This window comes from Pedobacter sp. WC2501 (assembly GCF_052682415.1).
Window position 1 is genome coordinate 3,388,104 of record NZ_JBQZFI010000001.1, and the last position, 13,330, is coordinate 3,401,433.

6 protein-coding genes are annotated in these 13,330 nt (G+C 42.8%); all 6 read left to right on the forward strand.

Translation table 11 applies throughout. The features are described from left to right. The first annotated feature begins 47 nt into the window (after positions 1-47). The 6 genes from ACUN24_RS14465 to ACUN24_RS14490 all read left to right on the forward strand — a co-directional run bounded on the left by ACUN24_RS14465 (position 48) and on the right by ACUN24_RS14490 (position 13,321). Complete coding sequence (locus tag ACUN24_RS14465; protein WP_445563124.1) at positions 48-3,218, forward strand: SusC/RagA family TonB-linked outer membrane protein; 3,171 nt, start codon at positions 48-50, stop codon at positions 3,216-3,218. 13 nt (positions 3,219-3,231) lie between these two features. Next, the gene (locus tag ACUN24_RS14470) at positions 3,232-4,905 is read left to right on the forward strand and encodes a RagB/SusD family nutrient uptake outer membrane protein (RefSeq protein WP_445563125.1); all 1,674 of its coding nucleotides are present in this window, start codon (positions 3,232-3,234) and stop codon (positions 4,903-4,905) included. 33 nt (positions 4,906-4,938) lie between these two features. Then, positions 4,939-7,761: a SusC/RagA family TonB-linked outer membrane protein gene (locus ACUN24_RS14475; RefSeq protein ID WP_445563126.1), complete on the forward strand. Its 2,823-nt coding sequence runs from the start codon at positions 4,939-4,941 to the stop codon at positions 7,759-7,761. A gap of 12 nt (positions 7,762-7,773) precedes the next feature. Further along, positions 7,774-9,429, forward strand: coding sequence for a RagB/SusD family nutrient uptake outer membrane protein (locus ACUN24_RS14480; RefSeq protein WP_445563127.1), 1,656 nt, complete (start codon positions 7,774-7,776; stop codon positions 9,427-9,429). A 71-nt stretch (positions 9,430-9,500) separates the two neighbouring features. Next, positions 9,501-10,697, forward strand: a complete 1,197-nt coding sequence (locus ACUN24_RS14485; protein ID WP_445563128.1) for a glucuronyl esterase domain-containing protein — start codon at positions 9,501-9,503, stop codon at positions 10,695-10,697. Positions 10,698-11,332: 635 nt separating this feature from the next. Further along, a complete protein-coding gene (locus tag ACUN24_RS14490) occupies positions 11,333-13,321 on the forward strand; it encodes a DUF4832 domain-containing protein (RefSeq protein WP_445563129.1) in 1,989 nt (662 codons plus the stop codon). Positions 13,322-13,330 lie beyond the last annotated feature (9 nt).

The window sequence follows — 13,330 nt, forward strand, 5'->3', positions numbered from 1 at the left end:
GGCTCATCCTTTTCGAAAAAAAATAATTCTAACCATATATCAAATAGATGATAAAAAAATTAAACCTCAGGCCCAAAAGCTGGTTTTTCGTGGTTATTGCAGTATGGTGTCAGGCACATACACTTGCTGCCGAGCCAATTAAAATAACCACCAGCGCTGTTACTTCATCTCCCAAACTAATGTTTCAGGAAATAACCGGAACAGTTAAAGATGATAAAAACCAACCGATTCCGGGTGCAACAATCAAAATAAAAGGAACTACCACCGGCGTTCAAACCGATCTGGATGGAAAATATAAAATCAACGTTAACCGTGGTCAGGTTCTGGTTTTTTCTACCATTGGTTTTGAAAGCAAGGAAGTAACTGTAGGTACTTCCAGTGTAATTAGTATAACCTTAACATCTTCAAGTAGTTCGCTTAATGAAGTGGTGGTGAATGGTTATTCTACACAAAGAAGATCGGCCGTTACTGCTGCCATCAGTACCGTTTCAGGTACCGATTTATTAAAAGCACCAGTAACCAATGTTAATAACGCTTTGGCCGGGCGGGTACCTGGTTTGGTCGTACAGCAAACTTCTGGCCGGCCGGGGATTAACGGTGCAGCTTTGTATATCCGCGGACAGGTTTCCCCCTCAGCAACAGCACTTATTATTGTGGATGGTGTTGAACGGACTTCTTTCGGCGATATTGATCCCAATGAGATTGAAAGTATTAACGTACTAAAAGATGCATCATCTACGGCTTTATACGGATTAAAAGGCGCTAATGGCGTATTTGTGGTAACCACGAAAAGGGGAGTTGAGGGGCCGGCAAGGGTAACACTTTCTGGGAATGTGGGCATTGTTAGTGCCACATCCCGTCCGGAGATTCTGGGCGCCTATGAAAGCGCGATGTTGCTAACCGAAGGCCAGCTTAATGTTGGCGAGCCCCGTACTTTTACCGATGAAGATTTAGCCACATTTAAGGCCGGAAACGGTAATCCATTACTTTACCCAAATGTAATGTGGTACGATGAACTGGTTAAAGACCATTGGATGCAGAACCAGCAGAACCTGACAATCTCAGGCGGTAGCGAAAAAGTAAAATATTTTACCTCGTTCAGTCACCTGCGCGAAGATGGAAATTTCAAGGAATTTAAAACACCTTTAGATTATTCTACCTCGCCGAGCTATAGCCGTTACAATTTCAGGGCCAGGGTTGGCATAGATCTTAGCAAGACTACAAATTTTGAAGTTAACCTTGCAGGCAGGAATGAGCACCGCTACAGTCCGGCAGGAATGAGCGAATACAACGACCCTGCTGGTGTGGTGAGCAATGGTATAGAAGGGCTTGTAGGCCGGGCGTTGAAAATGCCATCTTGGGCAGCCCCATTTTTTAAAGAATACATCAACTCCGACGATCCTAAAGTAATTGCGTTGGATGGAAACTATAACCACATCGTAAATTATGGGCTGGGTGGGGTAAATGCCTTCAATCCTTACGCTTTGTTAACTTATGGAGGATATGCTTTTACCGATAACAATATTGCCGAATCGATTTTTACGGTACGCCAAAAGCTTGATTTTGTAACAAAAGGCTTGAGTTTAAAAGCCCAGTTTGGTTACGATGCCACCCAATTATCAGGTAAGTTGCAAAGAGGGAGTACAGGATACCTCGAACTCAACCGGTCAACTTTAGTGCTTACACCGGTTGGCGGAACTTACAACGATTTTTTTGGTGCACCAGCTTACTCAAGGAGCGGTTTTACCAAAACGAACTTACAGATGTTTTTAACCTACGGCAGATCATTCGACAAGCATAACCTGAGTGCTAATTTAATCGGTCAGCGCGAGTTGCAGGGCTCAGCGGCAGCTGCTGCTCCATATGCCAATCAAGGTATAATTTCCGAGGCAACCTATAATTATGGCAATAAATACTTTTTAACAGCCAGTGCTACCTACAACGGCTCGGAGAACTATGCCAAAGGCTATCGTTATGGCTTCTTTCCCGCTGCAACTTTAGGTTATAACTTGGCCAATGAAGAATGGATGAAAAAGTTTACCTGGATCAGTATGCTCAAAATACGTGGTTCGATTGGAAGGGTAGGGATTCCCAGTCCGGGTACGAGCCGGTTCTATTATCAGAATAGGTTTGGGGCAGGGGCAAACGTAGTATTTGGAAACCCAAACAGCAACTTTAGTGCGCCAACCTATACCCAATTGCAATATGGTAATCCATTTATCACCTTTGAGATCTCGTTAAAAAGAAATATAGGACTTGATCTCTCTTTATTTAAAGATAAACTGAATATCACAGCAGATCTTTTTGATGATGAGCGTTCGGATATTTTAACTACCCGATCGGCAACCAGTTTTGCCACTTATGGAGCCACGGTTCCAAGTACCAATTATGGCATCAATTATAACCATGGATATGAACTTTCAGTAACTTATCGGGATAAGATTAATGATTTTAACTATTCCTTCACCGGAAACCTGAGTTATGCACGTAACCAGCGCAGGGTACTGGACGAGGCTCCCGGACTTGCAGAAAACCTGCGGGTATCTGGCAGGCCCATCGGTACTTATTTCGGATACCATGTGCTTGGCTTTTATGCAGACCAAAAGGACATAGACAGCAGTCCGCTAAACAAAATAACGGCATATCCATCTATACCAGGCGATTTTAAATACCAGGATGTAAACGAAGATGGAATAATCAATAACCAGGATGTGGTGGCCATTGGGCATCCAAACATCCCTGAATACAATGCCAGCTTAAATATGCAGTTCGGCTATAAGGGCTTTCAGTTGTCTGCATTGTTTAATGCGGTAACCAATGTGAGTTCTAATGTGGTGTTCCAAAGCGGTGGTCTTAACCAGTATTATGCACCGATGCTGGAAAGATGGATGCCTGGCAATACCAACGCCAGCTGGCCGGTAATCCGTCCGGGCCTGAATGCAAACCCCAACGAAAGTTTGAACGATTTTACACTGCAGGATGCGTCTTACATCAAATTGCGAAATGTGCAACTCAGTTACAGTTTGCCTAAAAAATGGATCACGAAACTTCGGTTAAGTAGCCTTACGGTATTTGTTAGCGGGCAGAATTTAAAAACCTGGACTAATTTCTATGGTATAGACCCTGAAAATAGTTTGTCGGGAAATGCTTATGCTTCATCCGTTGCCACCATCCCAACCACCAAGGTCTTCAATTTTGGTCTCAATTTATCACTCTAATTAAAGGTATAACATGAAAAAAATCATATATCTCTTGCTTTTAGCAGTCTTGTCAATTGGTTTTTCCTGCAAAAAGGATTTTCTACAACGCGATGTAGGAATCCAGAGCGACCTCGAAGAAGTTTTTAAAGACCCACTATTGGCCTCCCGTTTCGGCGATTTTACTTATACGTTTTCCATTTCAGATTATGGCCGCCTGAGTGGTTATAAAGGCATGACCTCACAATTTACAGATGAATCTATTGTTAATAACGGTCAGATAGAGGTAGCAGCGATGAATAGCGGTCAGTTTTTAGACCCCGGAGCCTCTGATGTAACAGGCATTTATGCACAAATGTACAGAGGAATCCGAAATGCAAACCTGATGCTGGCCAATATGGATAAAACCCCATGGACAGATCTTTACAATCCCAATTATATTAAAGGTGAGCAGCTTTATCTCCGGGCGTATTTTTATTTTGAGCTTTTAAGGCGCTTTGGCGGGGTGGTTATATTAACGCAACCTCAGGATTTTACCGAAGCTTCAACAGACCTTCCCCGTGCGAGTTATGCGGAAACATTAGCGCTGATTTTGGGTGATCTGGAGCAGGCCACCACACTATTGCCATTAACCAATGCGGATTGGCCAAATCCTGCTGCACAATCTAACAGGGCTACAGGCGCAGCAGTTATGGCGCTTAAAGCAAGAGCCTTGTTATTCGATGCCAGCCCGTTAAATAATGCCAACAATGATTTAGCCAAGTGGAAGAAGGCCGCAGAGGCATCCAAAGCAATTATAGACCTCAATAAATTTTCGCTTGAGCCCAACTATGCCAGCGTACTCACTGTGGCAAACTCTAATGAATACATCCGGATCTGGCCCCGCGGAGGCCGTGGATTTATTGGTACCTACCTCAGCGATTTTTTAATTCCTACAAGTTATGGCGGAGCACAATCCAATCTTTCGCCTGTCCAGAATCATGTTGATCTGTATGAAATGGCAAATGGCAAACCGATTACCGATGCCACATCGGGATACAATCCGCAAAATCCTTACCTCAACAGAGATCCGCGGTTTTATGTCAACATCCTTTATAATAATGTTGCCTGGCAGGGGCGTGCGGTACAAACCTGGCAATCAGAGCCCAATGCACAGGGTATTATCACATACGGAACTGATATCAGTACAGCTACTTCCATTACCAAAACCAGCTATTACCTAAAAAGGCTCTGGCCTGAAGCTTCGCGTTCGGGCTCTACAGCATCTGCGCTTCTTAATTATGTTTTCTACAGGTATGCTGAAGTGCTGATTAATTACGCTGAGGCTTTAAATGAAGAAGCAGGACCAACTGCTGAGGTATATAACGCGGTGAACGCCATTCGTTTGCGTGCTAAAATGCCGGCTTTGCCGGCTGGCCTCAGCCAAGCTGAAATGCGCGGGCGTATCAGAAATGAACGTGCAATAGAATTTGCATTCGAAGACATGCGCTGGTGGGATATCCTCCGCTGGAAAAAAGGACCGGAAATCGTTGCGCAGCCAATGAAAGCCATGAAGGTGATTAAAAATGCGAATGGCTCATTTAGCTACAGCGTGGTAGAATTGCCCGCATTTAAAAAGGTATTCAATAATAACATGTATTTATACCCGATCCCGAGAGCAGAAATGAATAAAACCAGCGGCGCTTTAAAACAGAATCCAGGCTGGTAACTATTCAGTTATATATAATTTAAAAGATAAGAAATGACAAGATATACTAAATGTTCAGGCATAATTTTGGGCATCATATGCTATCTGTTTACCTGCACAGCTTTAGCACAAAATACAAATCAGAAGGTGTCTACCACAAAGGAAAATGATGGACAGACCGACTCAACTGATAAATTGATTGAAATTCCCTTTGGCACGCGCAGTAGGGAAGAACTTAATTTTGCCCAGAGTTCGCTTCGATATAACCAGCTCACAAAAGTGCCTATCAGCAACCTGTCTGGTTTACTCGCCGGAAGATTAAGTGGTTTTTTGTTCAGATGGACAGGCAATCAACCTGGTGGTGGCAACGTATCCTACCAGATCCGTGGAAGGTCATCTTATGCACAGGGCTCCACACCAGCTTTTTTGGTAGATGGAATTGAGCGTGATTTCGAAGATATGGATATCAGCGAAATTGAAAGCGTAACCGTATTAAAAGATGCTGCTGCTTTAAACTGGTACGGATTAAATGGAGGCAATGGTGCAATTCTGGTGACAACCAAAAGGGGCAAAGTTGGAGAAAACCTGATCTCTTTCGATGCCCAGGGTGGTTTTCAGTCGGCCAGCAACCTGATCAAGCCCTTAAATGCCTACGATTTTGCCACCCTGTATAATCGTGGCTTAACCAATATCGGGCAAACGCCAGCTTATAGTGAGGCAGCCCTTGAAGGGTACAAAAATCATACAGATTCCTATTTGTATCCTGATAACAATTATTTAGATCGTTTTCTAAACAAACGGGCTGCCACCCAAAGGTATGCACTTACTTTTAGTGGTGGGAGCAACAAGGTGCGTTATTTTAGCTCTGTTAGTTACTTTAACCAGCAAGGACTTTTTAAAGAAACAGAAACGCCCAATTACGATTCTAATTATGGTTATAAACGTTATAACTTCAGGATCAATCTGGATTATGATGTGACTAAAACGCTTACACTAACCTTATTGGCAGGCGTTAGAAGTGAAGTTCGGAACGATGTTGGAGATGGTACTGCAACTGTATTTAACAACTTGTATAATTTGCCGCCAAATGCGTTTCCTATTTTAAATGCGGATGGATCTTACGGTGGAACTTCACTCTTTCAGAATAATCCACTCGGCCAGTTACAGGGCACAGGATTTTCGCGTACCACCACAAATATTTTATTGGCCAGTATTATGGCGGATCAAAAACTGGATTTTATAACGAAGGGACTTTCTGCCAACTTATTCTTTTCTTATGATGGCTATGGTAATTATGGCGACGGATTATCTGAAAATTATGCCGTTTTCAATCAGACAGTTACCCCAATACAAACCTATCGTACACCTGCGGTTATTGCTTACAGAACTGCGGCATTCCAAACCAATACCAAAAATAATGAGCTCTGGTTTGGCTTCGATTATAACAGAACTATTGGTACAGATCACCAAATAAAAGCCAATGTACGTGGGCAGCAATATGTAAGTGCAGCGGTAGATCGGTTAGACTATCGTTCCCGTATGCTTGTTGGGCGAGCAGATTATAGTTTCAGACAGCGCTATATGCTGGGTTTCACAGCGAGTTACTCCGGATCAGAAAACTACGCCCCGGGAAGACGTTTCGGGTTTTTCCCCGCAGTATCGGCAGGATGGCTTATCTCCAAAGAAGATTTTCTTAAAGATGCCTCAGCAATCAGCTACCTCAAATTGAGAGGGTCTTACGGGCGTTCGGGCAATATCGGGCCAACTTATGATGCCAGCGGTAATATCGTCAGATTGCCTTACCGTACGCTGTTTACCAGAGATGCTGGGCCATTTCTCGGTTCTACGTTTTCTACCTCAACAACAGCAAGATTGGTAAGCCCTGCGGGTAACCCATTAACCACCTGGGAAAAGGTTGACCGATTGAACCTGGGTACAGATGTAGATTTTCTTAAAGGGGCACTTTCGTTCTCTTTTGATTATTTTGATGAAAAACGCACAGACATTTTAGGCCCCGCAAATTTACCGGGTATCGTTGGGATAGCCATTGCACAGGTAAATTCCGGCAAGGTAAGCAGTAAAGGATTTGATGCCAGCGGTGCTTTTAATAAAAGAATCGGTGAGGTGCTGATCAGTACGAACGCCAACTTTACCTATGCTAAAAACGTGATTTTGGAAAGGACCGAAAATGTATTGCCCAATCAATCTACAATAGGACGTTACGTAAATGGAGGGAACTATTACCTAGCTGAAGGTATTTTTCAAAACCAGGCAGAAATTAATGCAAGCCCAAAGCAAACCTTGTCAAGCCTAGTGGTACCTGGTGATCTTAAATATAAAGACGTTAACAATGACAATATCATAGATGCAAATGATGCTGTATCAAGCGATTATACCGATATTCCTAAAATATACTATGGCTTTGGTTTTAACATCAGGTATAAACAGTTTGATCTCGGCGCACAGTTTCAAGGCGTAGAAGGGCGAACAATTGATCTTTCTGATATTATGTATGCAGGCCCTAATGGATTGAACCAGTTGAGCTTAGATAGCTGGACACCTGCCACTGCGGCTACGGCAAAATATCCACGCGTTGGAATTTCAGATAATGGAAACAATACCGCAAATTCTACCTTTTGGTTGTATTCAGGTGATTTTTTGAAGCTTAGGTCTGCTGAAATCGGTTATAGCACTTCAAATAAATTCAATCAACGCTTACGTTTTAAAGGCGCGAGGATTTTTGTTAGTGGCAATAATATTTTTACCATTTCCAAACTCAATGAGCTGGATATTGATCCCGAAACACCCAATGCAGGTCGTTTCTCCTCTTATCCCTACGTAAAAACCTTTGCAGTAGGCATAAATGTCAAATTTTAATTCAAAATGAAGATGAAAAAGAAACTATATGGTATGTATACCCTTCTGGCAGTTTTGCTAATGGGCCTTGGCGCTTGTAAGGATGAATTTTTTGAACCTTCGTACAGTGAAGGCCCCGTAAGTGAAGAAGCAATCTGGAATACAGACAGACGCGTGCGGGAGTATTTGAACAACGGATACAATTACATGCTGGCCAGATACAATGTTGACGGTTCGGGTGCATTAATGGCCAGCGGAAGTGACGAAGCTGTAAATTCAAATTTAAACAGCAATGTAAACGTTTTCAATAATGGTAACTGGAGCAGTTTAAGGACCTTTGATGAACAATACACCAATCTTTATACCGGACTATGGGTGGTAAATACATTTCTGGAGCGATCGCCCACGGCGGTTATCTTTCCGGCAAGCGATCTGCCAGGGTTAAGGGGTGAGGCTTTCTTTCTGAGGGCTTTATTCCATTATGAATTATTTAAGCGGTATGGTGGGATCGTGCTTGCTACCAGATCCTTTTCACCGGTAGAAGATCTGAACCTTCCACGGAATACTGTTGATGATGTGGTAAAACAAATTGTTAAAGATTGCGACTCGGCAATCAGCCAGATTCCGGCAGCTTCTACCAAAGATTGGGATGCGGCCAATTATGGCCGTGCTACAAAAGCTGCGGGGATGGCACTAAAAGCTAAAGCCCTGTTGGTTTATGCAAGTCCGCTTTATAACCCGGGTAACGACCTGCAGCGGTGGCAAAATGCAGCTAAAAGTGCAAAAGATTTAATCGATTTAAACAAACACAGCTTGTTGAGCGCGGCGTTATTCCCAAGCTTATGGGATTATACCACCACCGCTACTTCTTACAACAATGAGGTTATTTTTGCCACACCGGCAAGCAATACCAATACAATAGAGGCAAATAACGCACCCATTGGCTTTACCGGTGGATTGGGAAGAACAAATCCTACACAGAACCTGGTCGAGGCCTTTGAAATGACCAATGGTAAATCCATAACAGATCCTGCATCAGGTTATGATCCTCAAAATCCGTATGCCAACAGAGATCCACGTTTAAACCAGTTTATTGTGTATAATGGAGCAAATTTTAAAACGGGAAGTTTAACCCGTGCAGTGGAAACCTATGAGGGCGGCCGTGATAATGTTCCTTCTAATGTAAACAGTACAAAATCAGGCTATTATCTGCGTAAGTTTCTAAGTGGCAACGCAACTTACAACATCACCGGTACCACAAGCGTAAGAAGACCCTGGGTATTGTTTAGGTATGCAGAAATCTTACTGATCTATGCAGAAGCTTTAAATGAATTTGGAGGTCCGAATGCAGAAGTTTATAATGCCATAAACGCTGTGCGCACCCGTGCCGGGATGCCCGTACTGACCGGGTTGACGCAATCTCAAATGCGCGATCGGATTAAAAATGAACGGCGTGTAGAATTATGTTTCGAAGAGCAGCGGTTTTTTGATGTGAGGAGATGGAAGGATGGGGAAAGTAATTTTAACGGACCAGTTAAAGGAATAAAAATTACCAAGGTGGGTACTACGCTAACTTATAGTTCTTTTGTAATTGAAAACAGAACCTTTACAAGTAAAAACTATTGGTATCCTTTTCAGCAGTCTGAAATCAATAAAGCAAATAAACTGATTCAAAATCCAGGGTATTAAGTATGAGGTATAGCTTAAAATTTTCTCTTCATCAAGGCAGATTTGTAATAACCGGTTTGGTAAGAAAAACCATGATTTTTTTGCATGCGCTAATCCTGTTTTCAGGTAGTTTGTATGCACAGAAAACGGATAAGTTTATGGGAGAAATTGTCAATTATGATGAAAGCACTGTTCCTGCCTACACCTTACCCGAAATACTGCTCACTAAAAAGGGAGAAAGGGTGAAAAACACTTCGATTTGGGAGAAAAAGCGCAGGCCTGAACTATTAGCCCTTTTTGAAGAACATGTTTATGGGAAAACGCCCGGTAGTTTTGATAGTTTGAAATTTATGGTAACCAATGAAAAAGCGGATGCGATGCAGGGAAAGGCCCATTTGAAAGAGATAAAGATTACCGCCTGGAATAAAGGTAATTCGGTATCCTTTCCTGTGGTGCTCTTTATTCCAAACAAGCGGAACAAACCAGCTCCGGTATTTTTACTGATCAACAACCGGAGCAGTAGAAATACGGATCCAGCAAGAATAGAAAAGAGTACTTTTTGGCCTGCAGAACTGTTGATCGACAGCGGTTATGCTATTGCTGCTTTTCATCATGGAGATGTAGCTCCTGACCGTAAGGATAGCTATCAGAATGGTGTATTGGCACATTTTTTTCCGGCAGAACTCGAAAAAGATAATGGAATGAAAGCAATCGGTGTATGGGCCTGGGCAGCAAGCAGGGTAATGGATTACTTCAAAACCGATAAAGAAACCGATTTTAACAAAGTTGCGCTCGTTGGGCATTCGCGGGGTGGTAAAACGGCGTTGTGGGCAGCCGCCCAGGATCAACGTTTTGCAATGGTGTTTAGCAGTTGCTCAGGCAGTACGGGCGCATCGCTTGCACGGCGTAAATATGGCGAAACAATAAGCCTGATCAATAAACAGTTTGGCTATTGGTTTAACAATAATTACAAGAAATATAGCAACGATGTAAACAGCCTGCCTGTTGATCAGCATATGCTCATCGGTCTCATTGCTCCACGGCCAGTGTACACCACCAATGCTACCGAAGATCGATGGGCAGACCCTTATGGCTCGTTTTTGTCATTAGTGAATGCCAAGCCTGTTTACGATCTCTATGGTAAAAAAGTTGTCCTTCCTAAAGATATGCCCGCAGTGAATAGTCCCATCATTAATTCGACTATGGGTTACCATTTAAGGGAAGGAAAACACGACCTCAACGTTTACGATTGGACAAATTTTATCCGCTTTGCCAAACTCCATTTTTAGTTATGCTATGGCAAGTCGCTATTTTACACTATGTTCTGCTAGCATAGCCTGAAAACATTAGATTGTTTAGTTTTAGTTGACGGAGGAATGCTGCAAAGCTCCTCCGTTTTTTTTGTTTCCTGTTGATATGCAATGATTTGTAAATATTTTTTGAAGGCGAATCTCGGTTTTAATACCCTTCAGGGCAATTTTTTCCTTCTTGTACAAAATTGAACCATTTCCGTACAAAAACGAACCCTTTAGCAGCCTCTTGCCGTGTATTTTTATCACAACCAAATTATATTCTTATGAGCCAATAGCGTAAGTGCCATTAACCCAGAGCGAGGTGAAACGGAGGCTAAGTGTAATTATATGAGTCCAGATTGGATGCATTAAAGATCTCTTTTGCCTTTCCTAATCAGTGTAACATCGTACGCTGATCCCCGATTTTTTTAGCCCCATCATTGTGATTCGAATAGCGGTCTGTCGACAATCGCGCTTCGATTTATAATGTCTCTTTACGTCAATCCCTTATTTAGGTAGCAACTGGTGCGCATGTAATTTTAGCGAAAGGCAAAAATTGCCCTAAGCTTTCAGAAGCTTGCTGCATTCAAATTTAAAGAATTTTTAAATCCAATAATTTAATGTTTATTACCATGAAAAAACTAAATTTAGAGAAGACCGGAAAGATCGCTTTGCTGGCAGTTTTATGCTTGCAAATGCTTTCGTGTACTAAAAACAAAGACGAAGATCTTTTAGAAACCTTTAGCAGCGGAGCACAAAAAATGGCTGTTGTTGGTGCTGCCAACAACGTACTGATTAGGCCTGTATACAATAGTACATCTGTATTGCGCAACCCGTTAAATGGCTGGGTGATGTATGGAAAGCGTGATGCGCTGGATACCTATTGGGATAGTCAGTTTTATGTGCCAGAATTGGGTAGAAATGTAAAGGCTATAGATTATGCATCAGCCTGTTACATCCGTACAAGTTGGAGATCGCTTAATCCCAGTCCAGGCGTTTATGCATGGAGAGACTTGAGCTCGCAGATCGGTAAATTAATTAATGGCGTTAAGACCAGGGGATTACCCATCGCATTCCGGATCGTTGTAGACGGGCGTGACCAGGGAGAAAATACGCCTGCTTTTGTGTTCAACGCAGGAGCTGGATATTGGTTGTCAAATCCCGCCGTGCCTGCACAGAAAACCCCTTACCCTCAGGATCCAATATTCAGGCAGTATTATAGCACCTTCATTGAAGAACTTGCAAAAGATTTTAATGATCCGGTACGTACTTCTTTTATCGATGCCTATGGTTTGGGCAAATGGGGAGAAGCGCATAATGTTGTGTATGCAGAACCGGGTACTTTAACTGCTGCACAAACAGAAACAGCTAAAGAAGAGGTTTTAGACTGGATTATGGCATTATACAACAGAACATTTACCAAGGTACCGCTGGTGATCAATTACCATAGATTAATAGGCCACCCTACGAGTTGGGGGGCAGCCAACGCTAATAGCGATAGGTTACTGGTTAAAGCCATCAATCAAGGGTATAGCCTGAGGCATGATGCCTTTGGAATGACCGACTACTACCAAAGCTGGGAGAAAAACTTTGCTGCAACCTGGAAACATAAACGTCCGATTATTATGGAGGGAGGATGGATTGTGAGTGGTACCCATCGTTACTGGATCGACTCCAGCGGACAATACCGTGAAGGGCATCCGGAAGATGTAAGGCTTGGCGAATTTAACAAGTCGGCCGAAGCCGCAGTGAACATGATGGATTTTAGGGTTGGAGAAACAACTTCCTGGTTTCAGACCAGCTTTTCGCTGGTACAACGTTTTAATGCAGAGGGAGGCTATCGGTTATATCCTGATGAGTTATCGTTACCAAACGCAATTGCCAATGGCGCCACGGCTACTTTGAGCCATCGCTGGAAAAATATGGGCTGGGGGTATTGCCCTAACAATATCCCTCAGTGGAACTATAAGTACAAAGTTGCCTTTGCTATTCTGGATACTGCAGGTGTGGTAAAAAAACTTTTTATTGATGAAAACGGAGATCCTTCTAAATGGTTGAAAGATAATCCCATCACTTACAATTTCACTACAACGGCAATCAATTTGCCTCCTGGTACTTATAAATGGGGAGTAGCCATCGTTGATAAAACAAATTTGAATAAACCGGGTATTGCGCTTGCTGTAACCGGCACCTTTAAAAATGGATGGCTGGAACTCGGTAACTTGCAGGTTCAGGCAGAGGCGCCCATTGGTCAAACGGTAAAATTAAAAGGTCCCAACAATATGTTTGTATCCGGAGAAAATGGGGAAGCACCGATGAGATGTAATCGCGCTAATGCTTCTGGCTGGGAAACCTTTGCCATTATAGATGCAGGCGGAGGAAAAGTTGCTTTGCGCAGCATGAACAAATATGTATCCTCAGAAAATGGGGCTACAACCGGGATAACCTGCAACCGAACAACGATCAGCGATTGGGAAAAGTTTGATTGGGTGGTTAACGCCAATGGAAAAATCTCACTTAAGGGGAATAATGGCAAGTATATTTCTTCTGAAGGTGGACAATCGGTAATGAAATGTAACAGGGCCACTATCGCAGGCTGGGAGGCTTTTGTGTTGGAGTAGGATAAAACA

Coding starts and splice junctions, on each gene's coding strand:
- ACUN24_RS14465 (WP_445563124.1), top strand. CDS start 48: ATGATAAAAAAATTAAACCTCAGGCCCAAAAGCTGGTTTTTCGTGGTT.
- ACUN24_RS14470 (WP_445563125.1), top strand. CDS start 3,232: ATGAAAAAAATCATATATCTCTTGCTTTTAGCAGTCTTGTCAATTGGT.
- ACUN24_RS14475 (WP_445563126.1), top strand. CDS start 4,939: ATGACAAGATATACTAAATGTTCAGGCATAATTTTGGGCATCATATGC.
- ACUN24_RS14480 (WP_445563127.1), top strand. CDS start 7,774: ATGAAAAAGAAACTATATGGTATGTATACCCTTCTGGCAGTTTTGCTA.
- ACUN24_RS14485 (WP_445563128.1), top strand. CDS start 9,501: ATGATTTTTTTGCATGCGCTAATCCTGTTTTCAGGTAGTTTGTATGCA.
- ACUN24_RS14490 (WP_445563129.1), top strand. CDS start 11,333: ATGAAAAAACTAAATTTAGAGAAGACCGGAAAGATCGCTTTGCTGGCA.